Source organism: Nocardia aurantiaca (assembly GCF_009708175.1).
GTDB classification, from domain to species: Bacteria; Actinomycetota; Actinomycetes; order Mycobacteriales; family Mycobacteriaceae; genus Nocardia; species Nocardia aurantiaca.
In genome coordinates, this window is the sequence record NZ_WMBB01000006.1 from 38,299 (window position 1) to 57,137 (window position 18,839).

The window sequence follows — 18,839 nt, forward strand, 5'->3', positions numbered from 1 at the left end:
ACAGCAGATCGGTGGTGGGAAGGTGCACGATTCCGGTCGCACTGCCGTGCCCGCCACGAAACACATGAACTATCGGCGTGGATGACGAACGGCCCGTCGGGGTTTCCATTGCGGAACCCCAACGGGCCGTTCTCGTCGATGCGGCAGCCGGGTCAGCTCAGCCAGGCGCGCTGGGTGGCGGCAGTTCCGCGAACCTCTTCGAGCTGCTTGGCGACCTGGGTGCCGGCGGTGCCGCCACGGGCATTGCGCGAGGCGATGGAGCCCGCGACGGTGAGCACGTCGCGGACGCCGGGGGTCAGGGCCGGGTCGACGGCGGCGAACTCCTCGTCGGTCAGCTCGTCCAGCCCGACGCCGCGGGACTCGGCGGCACGGACGCAACCACCGGCGGCCTCATGGGCGACGCGGAACGGAACACCCTGGCGGACAAGCCATTCGGCAATGTCGGTGGCGAGGGTGAAGCCCGCGGGGGCGAGTTGGGCCATGCGATCGGTGTGGAAGGTCAGGGTCGATACCAGCCCCGCGATGGCGGGCAGCAGAAGTTCGAGCTGGGCCACCGAGTCGAAGACGGGCTCCTTGTCCTCCTGCAGGTCACGGTTGTAGGCCAGCGGCTGGGCCTTGAGAGTGGCGAGCAGGCCGGTGAGGTTGCCGATCAGGCGGCCGGCCTTGCCGCGAGTGAGTTCGGAGACGTCCGGGTTCTTCTTCTGCGGCATGATCGAGGAGCCGGTGGACCAGGCGTCGGCGAGGGTGATGTAACCGAATTCCGGTGTGCTCCAGATGATCACCTCTTCAGCCATGCGGCTCAGGTCGACGGCTGTCATGGCCAGCACGAAGGCGGCCTCGGCGGCGAAGTCGCGAGACGAGGTGGCGTCGATCGAATTCGCGGCGGAGGAATCGAAATTCAGTTCGGCGGCAATGGCTTCCGGATCCAGGCCCAGCGAGGAACCCGCCAGCGCGCCGGAACCATACGGCGACACCGCGGCCCGCTTGTCGAAGTCACGAATCCGGTCGATATCGCGCAGTAGCGGATGCGCGTGCGCGAGCAGGTGATGGGCCAGTAGCACCGGCTGGGCGGCCTGCAGGTGGGTCTTGCCCGGCATGACCGCGTCCGGTTGCGCGGCGGCCTGCTCGACGAGGGCGTCCACGACATCCAGGACCCCGGAGGCGATGCGCCGCACCGCGTCCCGCAGCCACATGCGGAACAGCGTGGCGACCTGGTCATTGCGGGAACGGCCGGCACGCAGCCGGCCGCCGAGTTCGGTGCCGACCCGGTCGATCAGTCCGCGTTCCAGCGCGCCGTGCACGTCCTCATCGGATTCGAGCGGGCCGAACGCGCCCGAGTCCACGTCCGCCGCGAGCTGATCCAGGCCCGCGAGCATGCCCGCCAAGTCGGTCTCCGACAGCAGCCCGGCCTTGTGCAGCACGCGTGCGTGAGCCTTGGAGGCGCGAATGTCGTACGGCGCGAGCGCCCAGTCGAAGTGGGTCGACTTGCTCAGCGCCGCCATCGCCGCGGCCGGACCGGACGCGAAGCGTCCACCCCACAGCGCGCCTTCATTGGTGCTGCCGCCCTGGGTCATAGCGTGTCGTCTCCTCGCGGTTTCGTCGCGGTCATCAGAATGTGTGCGCCCATACCGGCCTTGGCCGCATCGGGGACGGTACGGCCGTGGTCTTCGAGCAGGGTGACCGGGTCGCCCTGCGTCACCAGCCAGCGGTGCATGGCGAACCAGTCGCGGGGGTCCTTGCGGTCCTCCCACGGGTAGAAGAGGTTCTCCAGGTCGATGTGGATTCCGGCCTCCGCCATGACCTTCCTGCGCCGTTCGCGGAACTCGTCGGCCATGTCACCGTCCATGCTCAGGTTCAACGCCATCCGGCTGCCGGGCGCACTGAGTTCCACCACTTTCTCCAGCAGCTGATCCTGGGCATGGCCGGGCAGATACCGCAGCAGCCCCTCCGCCAGCCACGCGGTCGGCTCCCCGAGTTCGAAACCCTTGTCCAGCAGGGCTTTCGGCCAGTCCTGCCGCAGGTCGATCGCCACCTCACGGCGGTCGGCAGCGGGCTCGTCCCCGGCCAGCGCCCGCGCCTTGAACGCCAGGACCTTCGGCTGGTCGAGCTCGAAAATCCTGGTGCCCGAAGGCCATTCGAGCCGGTATGCGCGAGCGTCGAGACCGGCGGCCAGGATCACGATCTGCCGGATACCGGCACGCAGGGCGTCGGCGAAATACTCGTCGAAGTACAGCGTGCGGGCGACGAGGACACTTCCCATCGACCAGCCGCGCAGATCAGCGTCGCTGACACCCTGCCCGCTCAGCGCTCCGGTCATGAGGGCGTTCCAGCCCTCCGAACCGACCGCGCCCACCAGTTTCGCCGCGTACGGATCCCGGAAAAGGGCGTCCTCGCGGCTGGTTTCGTAGGCCCGGATGGCGGCCACACCCAGGGCGGTCGCGCCCACGCTCTCCGTGATGTCCCAACTGTCGTCATCGGTTCGCATGGGCGCGTCTCCTTCGGCCGGTGCTCGGAACAAAATCCGCCCCGGTCGCAGGCTACTACTTGCTGCTGAGATCCCGCCGCGCCGCGACCTTGGAGGACAGGCCGTGGATCTGCACGAAGCCCTTGGCCAGCGACTGGTCGAAGGTGTCACCCTCGTCGTAGGTGGCGAGGTTGAAGTCGTAGAGCGACTCGTCGGAGCGACGGCCGTTGACCACGACGCTGCCGCCGTGCAGGACCATCCGGACATCGCCGGACACGTGCTGCTGGGTCTCGGCCACGAAGGCATCCAGGGCCCGCTTCAGCGGCGAGTACCACAGGCCGTCGTACACCAGCTCGCCCCAGCGCTGCTCGACCTGCCGCTTGTAGCGGCCCAGCTCGCGCTCGATGGTGACCGCTTCCATCTCCTGGTGCGCGGTGATCAGCGCGATGGCGCCCGGGGCCTCGTAGATCTCGCGGCTCTTGATGCCGACGAGCCGGTCCTCGACCATGTCGAGGCGGCCCACACCCTGACGGCCGGCCCGCTTGTTCAGCTCGGTGATGGCCTCGAGCATGGTGACCGGGCGGCCGTCGATGGCCACCGGCACACCCTTGTCGAAGGTGACGATGAGCTCGTCGGGAGCCTCGAAGTTGACGGTCGGGTCGACGGTGTAGTCGTAGACGTCCTTGGTCGGGGCGTTCCACAGGTCCTCGAGGAACCCGGTTTCGACCGCGCGGCCCCACAGGTTCTGATCGATGGAGAACGGCGACTTCTTGGACACATTGATCGGCAGGTTGTTCTCACCCGCGAACTCGATGGCCTTCTCACGCGTCCAGGCGTAGTCACGGACCGGCGCGATGACCTTGAGGTCGGGCGCGAGCGCGCCGATGCCGACCTCGAAGCGGACCTGGTCGTTGCCCTTGCCGGTGCAGCCGTGCGAGACGGTATCGGCGCCGTGGTACTCGGCGGCCTCGACCAGGTGCTTGACGATCAGCGGCCGGGAAATGGCCGACACCAGCGGGTAGCGGCCCATGTAGAGGGCGTTGGCCTGCACGGTCGGCAGGCAGTACTCGTTGGCGAACTCGTCGCGGGCATCGACGACGATGGATTCGACGGCGCCGCAGTCCAGCGCGCGCTGGCGCACGTCGTTCATGTCCTCGCCACCCTGGCCGAGGTCGATGGCGACGGCGACGACCTCGGCGCCGGTCTCCTTACCGATCCAGCTGATGGCGACTGAGGTGTCCAGCCCGCCGGAGTAGGCGAGTACGACGCGCTTGGTCATAGTCCGTGTGCTCCTCGATTGTTCGTATAGGCCCTCGGCCGGTGCGCTGCCCCGAGGTTCCGTCCCGGTCCCACTGGCGCGCTCCGTTGTCCTGCAAATGATTATGCATGATGATGCAATCCCATTCATAACTGGGGTCCCCGCCTGCACGGACCCCGCCGTCAGGGGACCATCTCATCCTTGCACCGGAACCCGAGGAAGAATACAGTACGTACGTACGGTTTGGGAAAATCGACGTTGACGCGGAGGGCCCATGTGGGATCCGGATAAATACCTCGCCTTCGACGACCTGCGTGCGCGGCCGTTCTTCGATCTGATGGGCCGAGTGGGGGCCGACCAGCCCCGACGGGTGGTCGATGTCGGCTGCGGACCGGGCAATCTCACGGTGACGCTCGCGCAGCGATGGCCGGGGGCCGCCCTCGAGGCTTTCGATTCGTCGCCCGAAATGGTCGCCGCGGCAAGGGAACACGGGATCGCCGCGACCGTGGCCGATGTCCATGACTGGCGGCCCGCGCCGGACACCGATGTTGTCGTGACCAACGCGGTATTGCAGTGGGTGCCGGATCACCTTGCGCTGCTGCCGGATTGGGTGGCGGCGCTGCCGGGCGGGGCGTGGCTGGCGATCCAGGTGCCCGGCAACTTCGACGCGCCTTCGCATGTGACGATTCGGGAGCTCGCCCGGTCGCAGCGGTGGCGGCAGCGGCTGGGAGCGGCGGGGATTCTCGATCGGCAGGCGGTGCCCGACCCCGCCGGGTATGCCGCGGTGCTGACGGCCGCGGGCTGCCGTGTGGATGCCTGGGAGACCACCTATCTGCAGCCGCTGACCGGGGCCGATCCGGTGCTCGAATGGGTGACGGGCACGGCCTTGCGGCCGATTCGGGACGCGCTCGACGACGCCGAGTGGCAGCGGTTCCGCGCCGAGCTCGCGCCGCTGCTGCGGACCGCCTACCCGCGAGAAGAGGACGGCACGACCTGGTTGCCGTTCCGTCGCGTGTTCGCCGTGGCGCACAAGGCCGAGTGACGACGACCGGTCGGCCCTGATTCCGGCATACCTCCGAAAACCCGCTCTTCGATTCGATTCACGATCACATAGGGCACCACTGTGCCACGCTGAGAGTCGACACTTCCGGGCCAACCGAAGGGATTCCGCCATGCTCTCGACATTCACCCAGAACATAGGCACCCTCGGCAGCGACATCCTGGCCATCGGATCGGCAACACTCCAGTTCGCGCAGGACCTCCTCTCCTCCGGCGGATACGGCCAGGGCGGAGGCGCCTTCCCGCCCGGGCAGTACCCGTTCAGCTGAGCGCTCACGGAACAGCCGAGGATCCGAATCACGCATCGTGACGTTCGGCTACTACCGCGCCACAGGCTGCGCCACGTCCATCTCGTGAGGCGGCCGCCCGCGCAGGACAGGTCTCAGGCCAGCTGTTCGATCTTGGCGGCGAGTTCGGCGCCGGTCATGGGCTCGCGGGCGATGACGGCGATGGTGTCGTCACCGGCGATGGTGCCGACCACCTCGGGGAGGGCGGCGCGGTCGAGGGCGCTGGCGAGAAAGTGGGCGGCGCCCGGTGGGGTGCGCAGGACCGCGATATTGCCGCTGGCATCGGTGGAGACCAGCAGGTCACCCAGGAGTTTGGAGAGGCGTTCGGTGCCGCCGGTGACGCCGCGGACGGGGCTGCCGTCCTCGGGGACCACGTACACGCCCGCGCCGCCGTCGGCCGCGCGCAGCTTGACCGCGCCCAGTTCGTCGAGGTCGCGGGACAGCGTGGCCTGGGTGGTCTCGATGCCCTCGCCGGACAGCAGCACGGCCAGCTCCGATTGGCTGCGCACCTCATGCTGGGCGAGGATGGCGACGATGCGGGCCTGCCGCCCGGCCCGGGTGCGGGCGATGGCCGCACCCGATCTGCCGGACGCCGGAGCCGTCACGCGGCGTTCGCCGCTGCTCACCTCTCGCCTCGCGCGAATCGCTCCAGCAGCCACACCAGCAGCGCCTTCTGCGCGTGCAGGCGGTTCTCGGCCTCGTCCCAGACCGCGCTGCGCGGGCCGTCGATGACGTCGTCGGTGATCTCCTCACCACGGTGCGCCGGAAGACAGTGCAGCACGGTCACATCCGCGGCCGCACGGGCCAGCAGCTCGGCATTGACCTGGAAGGGCCGGAACGGCGCCACCCGGTCACGACCGTCGTTCTCCTGGCCCATGGAGGTCCAGGCGTCGGTGACGAGCGCGTCCGCGCCGTCGGCCGCGGCCCGGGGGTCATTGGTGAGGGTGATGGTCGCGCCGGTCTCGGCGGCGCGTTTCTGGGCGGCGTCGACGATCCAGCCGAACGGCTCGAAACCCTCGGGGGCGGCGATGGTCACGTTCATGCCCGCGGTCACGCCGCCCAGCATCAGCGAGTGCGCCATATTGTTGGCGCCGTCACCGAGGTAGGTCAGGTTGCGGCCGGTGAGGTCGGAGCCCTTGCGCTCCTTCAGCGTCTGGAGGTCCGCCAGCACCTGGCACGGATGGAACTCGTTGGACAGTGCGTTGACAACGGGAACCGTTGCGGCGCTGGCCATCTCGTCCAAGCGGGTCTGCTCGAAGGTGCGCCAGACGATAGCGTCCACATAGCGGGACAGCACCCGGCCGGTGTCGGCGAGGGTCTCCTCGCGACCCAATTGGGTGTCGCGACCGTCCACCACGACGGCGTGCCCGCCGAGCTGGGCGATGCCCATCTCGAAGGAGAAACGCGTCCGGGTGGAGTTCTTCTCGAACATGACCGCCACGCCGCGCGGGCCCTCCAGCGGCCGCCGCGACAGCGGCGCGGCCTTCAATTCCGCTGCCAGCGCGAGGATCTCGGCCTGTTCGGCAGGGGTGACGTCGTCGTCACGCAGGAAATGCCGGATGGTCACTTGGTCTCCTTCTGGGCCTGGGCGGCATCGAGGATGCCGGGCAGGTCGGACAGGAAGTTCTCGGCCTGGGTCTCGGTGAGCACCAGGGGCGGAGCGAGGCGGATCACGTTGGGCTTGGCGGGATTCAGCAGGTACCCGGCTTCCCGGGCCGCCGCCTCCACCTGCGCGGAGGCATCGCTGGTCAGCTGGATGCCGATCAGCAGACCCGCACCCCGCACGTGATCGACCAGCGGGTGGCCGAGGTTCTCGATCCCGTCGACGAGGATCTTGCCGACCGTCTCCACATGCGAGAGCAAACCTTCTTCGTCGATGGTCCGCAACACGGCCAGCGCCGCCGCGGCGCACACCGGATTGCCACCGAAGGTGCTGCCGTGCGTGCCCGGCTGCAACAGCTCCGCCGCCGCGCCCTGGGCCAGTACCGCGCCGATGGGCAGGCCGCCGCCGAGCCCCTTGGCCAGGGTGATGACATCGGGCACGATGCCCGCGGCCTGGTGCGCGTAGAACGCGCCGGTGCGGCCGATGCCGGTCTGCACCTCGTCCAGGATCAGCAGCGCGCCTTGCTCTTTGGTGATGGCGCGGGCCTTGGCCAGGTAGTCGGCCGGGGGCACCACGACACCGCTCTCACCCATGATGGGTTCGAGGAACACCGCGGCCGTGTCCTTGTCGACGGCGGCGGCCAGCGCCAGCGCGTCGCCGTAGGGCACGTGCACCACGCCCGGCGGCATGGGCTCGAACGGCTCCCGCTTCGAGGGCTGACCGGTCAGCGCGAGCGCGCCCATGGTGCGCCCGTGGAATGCCTCCTCGCAGGCGATGATCTTCTTGCGCCCGGTCAGCCGCGCCATCTTGAAGGCGGCCTCGTTGGCCTCGGTGCCGGAGTTGCAGAAGAACGCCTTGCCGTGCCCGTCGCCGAAGTGCGCGAGCAGACGCTCGGCCAGCTCGATGACCGGTTCGCTGGCATACAGATTCGACACATGGCCGAGGGTGCCGAGCTGCTGGGTGACCGCCGACAGGATGGCCGGGTGCGCGTGACCGAGGCTGTTGACGGCGATGCCGCCCAGGAAATCGAGGTAGCGCTTGCCGTCCGCGTCGTAGACGACCGCGCCGGCGCCGCGGACCAGCGCCACCTTGGGGGTGCCGTAATTGTTCATCAGGGCGGTGTTCCACCGCTGCTGAATGTCGGCTGTGCTCATGAGATCTCCTGTGCGGGGGTGACCATCGTGCCGATGCCCTCCCCGGTGAACAGTTCCAGCAGGACCGAATGGGCGACCCGCCCGTCGATCACGTGCGCGGTGGGGACGCCGCCCTCGACGGCGCGCAGGCAGGCTTCCATCTTGGGGACCATGCCCTCATCCAGCGACGGCAGCAACTCGGCGAGCGCCTTGGTGTCGATGCGGGAGGTCAGCGAGGATCGGTCGGGCCAGTCGGTGTAGAGGCCCTCCACATCGGTGAGGATGACCAGTTTCTCCGCGCCGATGCCCTCGGCCAGCGCGGCCGCGGCGGTGTCGGCATTGATGTTGTGCACCACGCCGTCGGCGTCCGGGGCGATGGTGGAGACCACCGGAATCCGGCCCGCCGCAATGAGGTCCAGCACGGCCTCGGGCTTCACCTCGGTGACGTCGCCGACCAGGCCGATATCGGTGGCCGCGCCGTCGACCTGCACGGTGCGGCGGGTGGCGGTGAACAGCCGGGCATCCTCACCGGAGATGCCGACGGCGTACGGGCCGTGGGCGTTGATGAGCCCCACCAGTTCCCGGCCCACCTGCCCGAACAGCACCATGCGCACGACATCCATGACCTCGGGGGTGGTGACCCGGAAGCCGCCGCGGAATTCGCCCGTCATTCCGAGTTTGTTCAGCATGGCGCTGATCTGCGGCCCGCCGCCGTGCACCACCACCGGATGTACGCCGACCGTGCGCAGGAACGCCATATCGGCGGCGAACGCCCGCTTGAGCTCGTCGTCGATCATGGCGTTGCCGCCATACTTCACGACCACGATCTTGTCGCGGAACTTCTGCAGCCACGGCAGCGCGTCGGCGAGGACGTGCGCCTTGTCGAGGGCCGAAAGCTGTTGCACCACATCGCTCATGAGCTGTAGGCCGAGTTCTCTTCGACGTAGCCGTGCGAGAGGTCCGTGGTGCGGATGGTCGCCTCGCCGGCGCCCAGACCCAGCTCCACGAGCACCTGGATATCCGGGCCGGACAGGTCCACCTCGCGCGCCCCCGGCGCGCCCACGCCGTCGATGCACACCGGAGATCCGTTGAACGACACCGAAACCCGGTTCGGGTCCAGTTCGATGGGCGCGATGCCGATCGACGCCAGCACCCGGCCCCAGTTCGGGTCGGAGCCGAAGAAGGCGGTCTTGACCAGGCTGTCGCGAGCCAGCGCCCGCGCACCGATGAGCGCTTGCTCTTCGGTGACAGCGCCCTTCACGGTGATGTGCACGCGCTTGGTGACGCCCTCGGCGTCGGACATGAGCTGTTCGGCCAGGTCGTCGCAGATCGCGAGCACGGCGGCGTTGAGGTCCGCCTGGCTCGGGGTGACGCCGGACGCGCCGTTGGCCAGCAGCAGCACGGTGTCATTGGTGGAGCAGGAGCCGTCCACGTCGAGGCGGTCGAAGGTGTACTCGGTCGCCTTGCGCAGCGCTTCGTCCAACTGCTGCGGCGTGGCGATCACATCGGTGGTCAGCACGACGAGCATGGTGGCCAGCGACGGCGCGAGCATGCCCGCGCCCTTGGCCATGCCGCCAACGTTCCACTTGTCCCGGTGGTGGAACGCGGCCTCTTTCGGCACGGTGTCGGTGGTCATGATGGCCCGCGCCGCCTCGGCGCCGCCGGAGAGCCCGCCGCCCATCTCGTGCACGATCTCGGTGACGGCCGGGATCAGCTTGTCCATCGGCAGCCGGTCACCGATCAAACCGGTGGAGCAGACCGCGATCTCGCCCGCGCCGGTCTCGGTTCCCCAGTTGCTCAACGCCTTCGCCAATTCTTCGGCCGTGGCGTGGGTGTCCTGGAAACCGCCCGGCCCGGTACACGCGTTGGCGCCACCGGAATTCAGGATGACCGCGCGCAAGTGGCCGCCGGTCAACACCTGCTGCGACCACAGCACCGGCGCGGCCTTGACCTTGTTGCGGGTGAACACGCCCGCTGCCGCGTACTCCGGGCCCTCGTTGAACACCAGCGCCAGATCGGGCTTGCCGCTGTGCTTGATGCCCGCGGCAATACCCGCGGCCCGGAAGCCCAACGGCGCGGTGACGCCCTGGGTCCGAACCAGCTTGCCGTTGTCGATAGTCACGGTGCCACTCCTACGGTGGAAAGTCCTGCGGTCTCGTCGAGGCCGAGAGCCAGATTCATCGATTGGACCGCGGCGCCCGCGGTGCCCTTGGTCAGGTTGTCGATCGCGCCGATGACCACCAGCAACCCGGCGTCGGTGTCCACGGTCACCTGGAGGGTGACGGCATTGGAGCCGAGCACCGAACCAGTCTGCGGCAGGACGCCTTCCGGCAGCAGGTGCACGAAAGGCTCGTCGGCGTAGGCCTTCTCGTAGACGGCACGGGCCTGCGCGGCGTCCACGGTGGTCGGGGCGGTGCAGGTCGCCAGGATGCCGCGCGGCAGCGGGGCCAGCACGGGGGTGAACGAGACGCTCACGTCCGCACCGGATCCGCTGGCGGCCCTGAGGTTCTGCGCGATCTCGGGGGTGTGCCGGTGCGCGCCCGCGATGCCGTAGGCCCGCAGCGAGCCCATGACCTCCGAACCCAGCAGGCCGACATCGAGTTTGCGGCCCGCACCCGACGTGCCGCTCACCGCGACCACATTCACGCGCGGCTCGATGATCCCGGCCGCGACGGCGGGGGCCAGCGCCAGGCTCGATACGGTCGGATAGCAACCGGGCACCGCGATGCGGGTTGCGCCGCGCAGCTTCTCGCGCCCGCCCGGCAGCTCGGGCAGCCCGTAGGGCCAGCTACCGGCGTGCGGGGTGCCGTAGTACTTCTCCCATGCGCCCGCGTCCGTGAGCCGGAAGTCGGCGCCGCAGTCGATAATGACCGTGGATTCCGGCAACGCCGTGGCGATCGCCGCGGACTGACCGTGCGGCAGACCCAGGAAGATCACATCGTGGCCCGACAGCTCTTCGACGGTGGTGGGCGCGAGCACCCGATCGGCCAGCGGCAGCAGGTGTGGCTGCAGCTCACCCAGGGTGGTCCCGGCATTGGACCCCGCGGTCAGCGCCCCGATCTCGAGGCGCCCGCTTCGGTAGGCTGGATGCCCGAGCAGCAGTCGCAGGACTTCGCCGCCCGCGTACCCGCTCGCACCAGCTACCGCGACCCGCAGGGGCCCGTTCGAGGTATCCACCATGTGATGATTATGCACGACTGTGCAAGCTCATTCACAACCGGGCGGAAATCTGACAGAGAGCGCCGCTTACGGCACACTCGACAGCGCCATGTACGACGACGCCACCCAACCGCTGCCGGTCGTCGGCCCCCAGCCGGGCCGCACCCGCCGGGCACCGGAGACGCCAAACCCGACTCCCGGCCGCTCGCGGCGCACCGAGGCGGACTCCGCTCGCCGGCGCGCGGACAAGCGGCGCACCGCGGGCAAGCGTGATCGCGGTGAGGGCAAGCCGGAGCGCACCGACGCGCAGCGCGAGCGCGACAAGCGGCTGCGACTGGCCGGACGCGGCATCATGGCGCTGGTCGCCACCGGCGTGATGGGTATCACCGGCGTGGTCTGGTACGGCGAGACCACCCTGGATCAGGGCTTCACCCGCTCGGGCGCGATCTCGCCCGAGGACGTGAACCTCGACGGCGATATCAATATGCTGCTGATCGGTCTGGACACCCGAAAAGACCTGAACGGCAACGATCTTCCCAAGGAGATACTGGACCAGCTGCACGCCGGCGACGGCACGGAGGGCGGCTACAACGCCAATTCGCTCATCCTGGTGCACATTCCGAAGGACCTGAAGCACATCGTCGCGTTCTCGATCCCGCGTGACGACTACGTGGCGGTGCAGGGCATCCCGGGTTACGACCACGCCAAGATCAAGGAGTCCTACGGCCTCAAGAAGTACACGGTCGAGGAGAAGCTCAAGGCGAAGGGCATGGCCGAGGGACCCGAGCTGGAGCGTCAGGGCCGGGAAGCGGGCCGCGCCAGCATCGTTCAGACCGTGAAAGCGCTCACAGGCGTGCCCATCAACCGGTTCGCCGAGATCTCCCTGGCGGGCTTCTACGATCTGGCGACCGCGCTGGGCGGCGTGGATGTGTGCCTCAATCACGCCGTGGACGACAGCTACTACTCGGGTGCGCAGTTCCCCGCCGGGCCGCAGCATCTGGACGGCTCCGACGCGCTGGCGTTCGTGCGGCAGCGGCACGGGCTGGAGAACGGCGACCTCGACCGCACCCACCGCCAGCAGGCGTTCCTCACCTCGGTCGCCAATGCCATGAAGGGCTCGGGCACGCTGGCCAATCCGGTGCGGCTCAAGGCGCTGATCGATGTGGCGCACAAGGACGTGGTGCTCTCCGACGGCTGGAGCCTCACCGATTTCGCGAGCACCTTGGGCCGCGCGGAGTCGCCGACGGTCGAGTTCCGCACGCTGCCGGTGCTGCGTTACGACACTGTCGACGGCCAGGACGTGAACATCATCGACCCGGTCGCCATCAAGAAGACCGTGCGCGAGGCGTTCGGCGTCTCGACCCCGGCGGCGCCCAGCGCCCCGGCCACCACGCCCACCTCGACCCTGGACGTGGTCAACGCCAGTGGTACCCCCGGCCAGGCCGCCAAGGTGTCGAAGTTGCTGAACGCCAAGGGATTCCCGCCCGGTGACGTGGGCAATGCCTCCTACGCGGACGGCACCACCTCGACCGTCTACTACGGCACGGGTGCGGACACCGACGCCAAGCAGCTGTCGGAGATGTTCGGCGGCCTTCCGGTGAGCCCGTCCACCGAGGTGTCCTCCGGGCATGTGAAGCTGGTCGTCGGCAGTGATCTGGAGATTCCGCCCACGCTGGACCCGACGGCGGCCACCACCAGCCCGACCACCACGGCGGGCGGCACCGCCACCACCGCCGCCGCCACCGACGCGACCACGTCGGACGCGCCCGATTCCGGGAAGCCCGTCACCACTACGATCGGCTCGAAGATCCCCTGTGTGAACTGATTCGCGTGATCTGACCGTCGATTTACGGAGCTCCGCAATGACGAAGACCGAGTTGTTCCGCAGTCTGCACCACGGTGACCGTCCGCTGGTCCTGCCCAACGCGTGGGACTACGGGTCGGCGGCCATGCTGGCCGAGGCGGGTTTCGCGGCGTTGGGCACCACCAGCCTCGGGGTGGCCGCGGCGGCGGGGCTGCCGGATGGCACGGCCGCCACGCGCGACGAAACCCTGGCTCTGGCACGGCGACTCGGGCGGCTGCCGGTGCCGGTGACCGTGGATGTCGAGGGCGGATTCAGCGATGACGCGGGCGAGGTGGCGGAGTTCTGCGCCGAGCTCGCCGGGGCGGGCATCGCGGGAATCAATCTGGAGGACAGCCGATCCAATGCGGAGCTGGCCGATCCCCGCGAGCACGGCGCGCTGATCGCGGCCGTGAAGGCCGCGACGCCCGAGCTTTTCGTCAATGCGCGGACCGACACGTACTGGCTCGGGATCGACGGGGACTCCACGCTGGAGCGGGTGCAGCACTACGAGAAGTGCGGTGCGGACGGGATTTTCGTGCCCGGCGTCACCGATCCCGAGCGGATCCGGGCGCTCGCCGCCGCGCTGACCGTGCCGCTGAACATCCTCTTCTCTCCCGCCGGCGCGACCGTCGCCGAACTCGGAGCCCTGGGTGTGCGGCGGATCAGCACCGGGTCGCTACTGTATCGCGCGGCGCTGGCGGCCGCGGTGCACACCGCCGAGTCCGTGGCCCACGGCCAGCAGCTGGTCGCCGAAATCCCCAGTTACGCAACGATTCAGCGATTGCTCGAGGGCTAGTCACCGGTCGATCGCACGGTCGGTCCGGCGGTGCGCAGCCGGCCCGGGTTGCGGATCGCGTACAGGTCGGCGATGCGGTCATCGGACGTCCATCAGCGCCGGCCGACCGCTTCAACCTCCAGCGCCTACCCCGGCGGCGTCTCCCGCCGCTACGCCCACATCGACCGCCGCCTCTTCGACCACCTGGGCGGCATCGGGCATGGACGAGAACTGCGCGGTCCCACAGGCGGGCATGAACGGCAGTCGCCGAGAATTAGTTCTTGAATCTGGTTCAAGAAGTCGGTTACGCTGCGGCGGTGGGCAAAGTTGAACGGGATTCAAAAAGCGGGGTGCGGACGGTTCAGGTGAATCGACGGGGGCGGGAGTCTCGGGCGGCACTGCTGGATGCGGGGCGGAACGCGTTCTCGACCAAGCGGTACGAGGAGGTGTCGATCGCGGAGATCGCGGCGGCGGCGGGGGCCGCGGTGGGGTCGATCGGGTACCACTTCGGGGGGAAGTACGAGCTGTATCTGGCTGTGCACGAGGCCGTGTTCGAGGACTTCTGGGGGCGGCTGCAGGAGTTGCGGGGATCGGCGATGCAGCGGCTGACGCAGGGGTTCGGGATCTACCTGGATTTCGTGCAGCAGCACGGTACGGCGCTGATCATGACACCGCGCACGGGGGCCGACGAGCGGCTGCTGGCACAGCACGAACGGCATCGGGACCGGCTGGTCGCGGCACTGCTCACCGAAATCGTCTCCGCGGGCGGCAGTTCGGCCATTCGCATCGCCATGGACGGGTGGCTGGCATTCGTGGAGGGCGCCACCGCACGCTGGCTCACCGAGCCGGATTCGGACCGCGTTCAGTTGCAGAGCCTGGTGCTCGCCGCCGGATTCGCCACGGTGCAAACGACTCTCACGCTCGACCCTTCCATCACCCTGACCTCCCGCACCATCGCCGCCCTGCTGGATCTGCACGGCGGGCAGCGCACCGAACGAACAGAGAAGAGCTAGTGGACACCATCCACCGACCCAACAATGCCCTGGCGGCGGGACCGATCGGCCGGGCCGCGGCCTGGGCCATCGGTCCGCGCGGCGTCTCCGACCCGAAACGGCTGCGCCGCGAGGTCGAGGGCAAGATCGCCGTGGTCACCGGGGCCTCGCACGGCTTGGGCGCCGAGACGGCCCGCATGCTGGCCGCCGCCGGAGCCACCGTCGTGCTGGGCGCGCGCTCGCTCGACCAACTCGAGGCGGTGGCCGCCGAGATCGCCGCGGCGGGCGGCAGCGCGGTCGCCATCCACGTGGATCTGGCCGAGCCGGAATCGATTTCGGCCTTCGCCGAGGCCATCCTCACCCGCTTCGGCCACGTGGACTATCTGATCCACAACGCGGGCAAGTCATTGCGCCGTTCCATCCACCTGTCCTACGACCGGCCGAAGGATCTCGCCGCCACCTCCTCCGCCAACTACCTCGGCCCGATCCGGCTCACCCTGGCGCTGCTGCCCGGCATGCGGGAGCGCCGCAGTGGCCACATCGTGAACGTCTCCACGGTCGGCGTACTCTTTCCGGCGGTTCCGAAGTGGGGCTTCTACCTGTCGTCCAAGGCCGCCTTCGACGTGTGGATGCGGGCGGTGGGCATGGAGGCGCGCCCCGACGGGGTCACCCTCACCACCGTCTACGCCGGGCTCATGCACACCCGGATGAGCGCACCCAGCCGGTGGATGTCGGCGCTGCCGGGCCAGTCCCCGACCGAGGCCGCCACCGGCATCGCGCGGGCGCTGATCTCCAAGCCGCGCATCATGATTCCCGCCTACGGGTATCTGTCCTCGATGCTGACACCATTCCTGCGGGTGCCGCTGGAGGTCGCCCTCACCGCGGTGTACAAGCGGCTCGGCGACACCGACGCGGCGCTGCGCGCGGTCAACGGGAAGGGCGCCGGCGATGCGGCGTAGTACGATCTTCGATTGGGGCACAGCTTTTTCCGCTGTCGCGACGTCGGGCGCCCTCAACCCCATCGGCCCGAGAGCCGCGCTGTCGATCGCGCGCGGTTACCAGGCCTACGGACCATCGCTCGGCCTGCTCATCGCCACTTCCGCGGCCCGCCATCCGAATCGGATCGCCCTGATCGACGAATCCGGCGCGGTCACCTACGGCGAACTCATGCGCCGCTCCGAAGCCATTGCCGCCGCCCTGCATTCGCTCGCACCGAGCCTGCGCACGCTGGGCATTCTCTGTCGCAATCACCGCGGTTTCGTCGAGGCGGTGATCGCGGGCAGCCGCCTCGGCTGCGAGCTGGTCTTCCTCAATACCGAACTGCCCGCCGCCCAACTGGCCCGCATCCTGGAACGCCACGCGCCCGACATCCTCGTCCACGATGACGAATACCTCGCGGCGGTCGCCGAAGCGGGCTATCCCGGCCTGCAGGTGCGCGGCTGGCGCGAGCCCGACGTCCGATCCGGCATACCTGCCTTGGATCAGCTCGGTCGGCAACAGCATCCGTCCCCGCCACCGGCCCGACAGCCCGCCCGGATCACCCTGCTCACCTCCGGCACCTCCGGTATGGCCAAGGGCGTGGCCCGCAGGATCGGCCTGCGCCCCGCGCTCGAGGCCGCCGCCTCGCTCGCGGCGGCCAGCCGCCTGAACCACCGCGATATCGCGATCGTCGCGCCCCCGTTCTTCCACGGTTTCGGTCTCGGCGCGCTCGCCGGTCAACTGGCCCTGGGCGCCACCGCGGTCACCCGCCGCCGCTTCGATCCCGAGCTGGCCCTGGCGGATATCCAGCGCCACCGCGCGACGGTGTTCATCGGCGTCCCGATCATGATCCAGCGCCTCACCGCGCTGCCGGCGCAGGTCCGCCGCCGCCACGACCTGTCGTCACTTCGCCTGGCCTTGACGGGCGCGGCGCCGATCTCGCCGAAGACCATCGAGAAGTTCCTGCGCGACTACGGTCCCAGGTTGGTCAACGGCTACGGCTCCACCGAGGCGGGCGTCATCTCCATCGCCACCCCGGCGGACCTGAAGCACTCCCCCAGAACCGTCGGCCGCCCGATTCTCGGTGTCTCCGTACGCATTCTGCGCGCCGACCGCAGCGCCGCCGCCGTCGGCGAGACCGGCACCGTCTTCGTGCGCGGCGGTCTGGGCTTCAACGGCTACACCGCCGACCGCGCCGGCGCCGCCCCGGCCAAGGAGATCCGCGACGGCTATGTCAATGTCGGCGACATGGGCCACCTGGACGCGCGGGGCCGCCTCTACATCGACGGCCGCGACGACGAGATGATCGTCTCCGGCGGCGAGAACATCTACCCCCGCGAGGTGGAGAACGTCCTGGCCGAGCATGCGACCGTCACCGACGTCATCGTGGTCGGCGTCCCCGACCCGGAATACGGTCAGGTGCTGCGCGCCTACCTCGTCACCACCGACGCGGATCCCGGCGACGAGGCCCTCGCGGCTCACATCCGCACCCGCCTCGAACGCTACAAGGTGCCCAAACAGTTCGTCCGCCTTCCGGAGCTCCCCCGCAACCCCAGCGGAAAGGTGCTGCGGCACAAGCTCGGAGAACAAGCCGCCTCCTGAATCAGACCGCTTGCCACTTTCCGCCCGCGTTGGTACCACATCGCTGGACCGCGATGGCCGGCAAGTCCTCGGACACCACCGCGCCTATTCGATGCCGATGTGCTGATGGTCGGTGCGGATGCGGCCGTCATCGTCCAGGGCGAGGACATCCATCCCACCGCCCACCACGGTGCCACCGGCGGTCACCATGGACCAGGTGAAGGCGACGACCTGCTTCAGCAGTGGCGTCACCTCTCCGCGCTGGACGAAGCGGTGTTCACCCGGACCGACGAACATGTCGTAGGCCCGTTCCACCCGGCGCTCCAGCGCGTGATGCCCGCGCACCTCGAGCGGCGGGATCGGAAAGCTCGAGCGGGTAGCGGCATTGCGCATGTCCTCGGGCGGATCCACGAGGATCTGTGCGCCGTCCTCGGCCCAGAGTTCGCGAATGAGCTTGCGGCGCAGCTCCGGATCGGATTCGTTCCACTGGGCCAGATAGCGTCCGGCGAGATCGTTGAGGTTCGTCATGACCACGAGTCTGTGCGGAATGAATGCGCTGAGCGATTCCCTCCGGGGAATGAGACAGGGCCGCACGCGGTTACAGTGCGGCCCTGCTCGTGCGGAGGTCAATTCCCCGCGAGCACCGCGAGCACCTGCTCGGACAGGAAGAACGGCTCCAGGCGCTCGCGAATCAGCTTGGCCAGCACGCCGTTCCGCTTCCCGGCCTCCACCACGGCCGGTCCGTAACGCAGGATCTCCTCGGCGATGACCGCCTCGGACAATCCCAGCTCCGGCAGCAGGGCGGCCAGGGTATGGCCGCCGTACTTCTCGAAGAAGACCTCGACGCCCTGGTCCACCAGCACGCCGACGTACTCCTTGTTTCGGGTGGTCAGCCCGATGCGGTAGACGATCAGCGCCAGCTCGTACAGGTCCTGCTGGGACAGGTAGTCGCGCAGCCCGCTGATTGGCTCGCCGGCGTGCAGATCCCAGAACTCCATGGCCGCGTCGTGCACGGGGGCGTCACGCAACATTTCGCGAATGGCGTTATTGGTGCGCTTGAGCGCGAATTGCGCGCCCTTGCCCGCCATCTCGCCGATGAAGGTGCCGCCGGCCTTCTCCGCCGCCTTGCGCGCGGACTTGGCGGCATTGGTGCCCATGGAGACCAGCGACCCGACGCCGGGAATCTTTCCGGCGATCTGCTTGTTGGTCTCCATGAAATCGTCGACCAGCTTGTCCACGAACTTGGCGGCCACGGTCGCGATGAGGGGGCTCTCGGTCAGCCGTTCCAGGATGCGTTCCTGGGCCTGGTGCATGCTGAAGAGCTTCTCCAGCAGCTGCTCGACCGGCTCGCGTTCGACCACGTCACCGAGGGTGTAGTCATGACTCCCGGCGATGTTCTCGTACAGCGAGTTGGCCAGCGTGCCGACCATCTCGCCCAGCACCGGGCTGCCGCCGATCAGGTCGATCACAGTGGCGACGGTCTGCTTGGCCTGATCGACCTCCACCACATCGCGGAAGATGATGGTGTCGGCGACACCGACCACGGCTTCCACATCGCGGGCGATCACTTCGGCGAAGCGGTCACCGCTGACTTCGGCGATAATGAAGTCGACCTGGAGATCCAGCAGCTTCTCGGCGATTTCGCGGGGCGTCCGCGACGGCGAATCGGACTCGGTCAAGGTTCCACCCATCAAACTCGATGGAACG

The 18,839-nt window shown here is 68.7% G+C and carries 18 protein-coding genes; 7 read left to right on the forward strand and 11 right to left on the reverse strand.

The features are described from left to right. Positions 1–152 precede the first annotated feature (152 nt). Genes argH through GLP40_RS13670 form a run of 3 tightly spaced genes read right to left on the reverse strand, consistent with a single transcriptional unit; the run spans position 153 to position 3,743 of the window. Positions 153–1,574, reverse strand: a complete 1,422-nt coding sequence (argH, locus tag GLP40_RS13660) for an argininosuccinate lyase (RefSeq protein ID WP_154788303.1) — start codon at positions 1,572–1,574, stop codon at positions 153–155. After that, positions 1,571–2,485: a class I SAM-dependent methyltransferase gene (locus GLP40_RS13665; RefSeq protein ID WP_154788304.1), complete on the reverse strand. Its 915-nt coding sequence runs from the start codon at positions 2,483–2,485 to the stop codon at positions 1,571–1,573. The genes argH and GLP40_RS13665 overlap by 4 nt, the downstream gene beginning before the upstream one ends. Before the next feature lie 55 nt (positions 2,486–2,540). Continuing rightward, on the reverse strand, positions 2,541–3,743 hold the full coding sequence (locus GLP40_RS13670; RefSeq protein WP_154788305.1) for an argininosuccinate synthase: 1,203 nt from the start codon (positions 3,741–3,743) through the stop codon (positions 2,541–2,543). Positions 3,744–3,996: 253 nt separating this feature from the next. Here GLP40_RS13670 and GLP40_RS13675 point away from each other — a divergent pair, with 253 nt between their 5' ends. Together GLP40_RS13675 and GLP40_RS13680 are read left to right on the forward strand one after the other, a co-directional pair. Then, complete coding sequence (locus tag GLP40_RS13675; RefSeq protein WP_154788306.1) at positions 3,997–4,764, forward strand: trans-aconitate 2-methyltransferase; 768 nt, start codon at positions 3,997–3,999, stop codon at positions 4,762–4,764. A gap of 130 nt (positions 4,765–4,894) precedes the next feature. Beyond that, entirely contained in the window at positions 4,895–5,050 is a 156-nt protein-coding gene (locus GLP40_RS13680) for a hypothetical protein (protein WP_154788307.1), read from the forward strand. 113 nt (positions 5,051–5,163) lie between these two features. Here GLP40_RS13680 and GLP40_RS13685 read toward each other — a convergent pair whose 3' ends face one another. Genes GLP40_RS13685 through argC form a run of 6 tightly spaced genes read right to left on the reverse strand, consistent with a single transcriptional unit; the run spans position 5,164 to position 10,984 of the window. After that, positions 5,164–5,673 carry an arginine repressor gene (locus tag GLP40_RS13685; RefSeq protein WP_328290210.1) on the reverse strand — a complete coding sequence of 170 codons (510 nt, stop codon included), beginning with the start codon at positions 5,671–5,673 and terminating at the stop codon, positions 5,164–5,166. Between the two features lie 17 nt (positions 5,674–5,690). Next, complete coding sequence (argF, locus tag GLP40_RS13690) at positions 5,691–6,635, reverse strand: ornithine carbamoyltransferase (RefSeq protein WP_328290119.1); 945 nt, start codon at positions 6,633–6,635, stop codon at positions 5,691–5,693. After that, positions 6,632–7,825, reverse strand: a complete 1,194-nt coding sequence (locus tag GLP40_RS13695; RefSeq protein ID WP_154788308.1) for an acetylornithine transaminase — start codon at positions 7,823–7,825, stop codon at positions 6,632–6,634. The genes argF and GLP40_RS13695 overlap by 4 nt, the downstream gene beginning before the upstream one ends. Then, entirely contained in the window at positions 7,822–8,721 is a 900-nt protein-coding gene (gene argB, locus GLP40_RS13700) for an acetylglutamate kinase (protein ID WP_154788309.1), read from the reverse strand. The genes GLP40_RS13695 and argB overlap by 4 nt, the downstream gene beginning before the upstream one ends. Further along, a complete protein-coding gene (argJ, locus tag GLP40_RS13705) occupies positions 8,718–9,926 on the reverse strand; it encodes a bifunctional glutamate N-acetyltransferase/amino-acid acetyltransferase ArgJ (protein WP_328290120.1) in 1,209 nt (402 codons plus the stop codon). Before argJ ends, argB begins: the two co-directional genes overlap by 4 nt. Beyond that, positions 9,923–10,984 carry an N-acetyl-gamma-glutamyl-phosphate reductase gene (gene argC / locus GLP40_RS13710; protein WP_154788310.1) on the reverse strand — a complete coding sequence of 354 codons (1,062 nt, stop codon included), beginning with the start codon at positions 10,982–10,984 and terminating at the stop codon, positions 9,923–9,925. The genes argJ and argC overlap by 4 nt, the downstream gene beginning before the upstream one ends. Before the next feature lie 19 nt (positions 10,985–11,003). Between argC and GLP40_RS13715 the strand changes: the two genes are divergently transcribed. The 5 genes from GLP40_RS13715 (at position 11,004) to GLP40_RS13735 (ending at position 17,153) form a co-directional block, all read left to right on the forward strand. Further along, positions 11,004–12,788: an LCP family protein gene (locus GLP40_RS13715; RefSeq protein ID WP_328290121.1), complete on the forward strand. Its 1,785-nt coding sequence runs from the start codon at positions 11,004–11,006 to the stop codon at positions 12,786–12,788. A 37-nt stretch (positions 12,789–12,825) separates the two neighbouring features. Beyond that, on the forward strand, positions 12,826–13,602 hold the full coding sequence (locus tag GLP40_RS13720) for an isocitrate lyase/PEP mutase family protein (RefSeq protein ID WP_154788311.1): 777 nt from the start codon (positions 12,826–12,828) through the stop codon (positions 13,600–13,602). A 344-nt stretch (positions 13,603–13,946) separates the two neighbouring features. Beyond that, the gene (locus GLP40_RS13725; RefSeq protein WP_196054655.1) at positions 13,947–14,594 is read left to right on the forward strand and encodes a TetR/AcrR family transcriptional regulator; all 648 of its coding nucleotides are present in this window, start codon (positions 13,947–13,949) and stop codon (positions 14,592–14,594) included. Further along, a complete protein-coding gene (locus GLP40_RS13730; protein ID WP_328290122.1) occupies positions 14,594–15,532 on the forward strand; it encodes an SDR family NAD(P)-dependent oxidoreductase in 939 nt (312 codons plus the stop codon). The genes GLP40_RS13725 and GLP40_RS13730 overlap by 1 nt, the downstream gene beginning before the upstream one ends. Beyond that, positions 15,522–17,153 (forward strand): AMP-binding protein, encoded by a 1,632-nt coding sequence (locus GLP40_RS13735; RefSeq protein ID WP_154788313.1) that lies wholly within the window; start codon positions 15,522–15,524, stop codon positions 17,151–17,153. The genes GLP40_RS13730 and GLP40_RS13735 overlap by 11 nt, the downstream gene beginning before the upstream one ends. A gap of 84 nt (positions 17,154–17,237) precedes the next feature. Here GLP40_RS13735 and GLP40_RS13740 read toward each other — a convergent pair whose 3' ends face one another. Both GLP40_RS13740 and GLP40_RS13745 read right to left on the reverse strand, forming a co-directional pair. Beyond that, positions 17,238–17,660: a hypothetical protein gene (locus GLP40_RS13740; RefSeq protein ID WP_154788314.1), complete on the reverse strand. Its 423-nt coding sequence runs from the start codon at positions 17,658–17,660 to the stop codon at positions 17,238–17,240. A gap of 98 nt (positions 17,661–17,758) precedes the next feature. Then, the gene (locus GLP40_RS13745; protein ID WP_230329566.1) at positions 17,759–18,811 is read right to left on the reverse strand and encodes a hypothetical protein; all 1,053 of its coding nucleotides are present in this window, start codon (positions 18,809–18,811) and stop codon (positions 17,759–17,761) included. Positions 18,812–18,839 lie beyond the last annotated feature (28 nt).

Coding starts and splice junctions, on each gene's coding strand:
- argH (WP_154788303.1), bottom strand. CDS start 1,574: ATGACCCAGGGCGGCAGCACCAATGAAGGCGCGCTGTGGGGTGGACGC.
- GLP40_RS13665 (WP_154788304.1), bottom strand. CDS start 2,485: ATGCGAACCGATGACGACAGTTGGGACATCACGGAGAGCGTGGGCGCG.
- GLP40_RS13670 (WP_154788305.1), bottom strand. CDS start 3,743: ATGACCAAGCGCGTCGTACTCGCCTACTCCGGCGGGCTGGACACCTCA.
- GLP40_RS13675 (WP_154788306.1), top strand. CDS start 3,997: ATGTGGGATCCGGATAAATACCTCGCCTTCGACGACCTGCGTGCGCGG.
- GLP40_RS13680 (WP_154788307.1), top strand. CDS start 4,895: ATGCTCTCGACATTCACCCAGAACATAGGCACCCTCGGCAGCGACATC.
- GLP40_RS13695 (WP_154788308.1), bottom strand. CDS start 7,825: ATGAGCACAGCCGACATTCAGCAGCGGTGGAACACCGCCCTGATGAAC.
- argB (WP_154788309.1), bottom strand. CDS start 8,721: ATGAGCGATGTGGTGCAACAGCTTTCGGCCCTCGACAAGGCGCACGTC.
- argC (WP_154788310.1), bottom strand. CDS start 10,984: ATGGTGGATACCTCGAACGGGCCCCTGCGGGTCGCGGTAGCTGGTGCG.
- GLP40_RS13720 (WP_154788311.1), top strand. CDS start 12,826: ATGACGAAGACCGAGTTGTTCCGCAGTCTGCACCACGGTGACCGTCCG.
- GLP40_RS13735 (WP_154788313.1), top strand. CDS start 15,522: ATGCGGCGTAGTACGATCTTCGATTGGGGCACAGCTTTTTCCGCTGTC.
- GLP40_RS13740 (WP_154788314.1), bottom strand. CDS start 17,660: ATGACGAACCTCAACGATCTCGCCGGACGCTATCTGGCCCAGTGGAAC.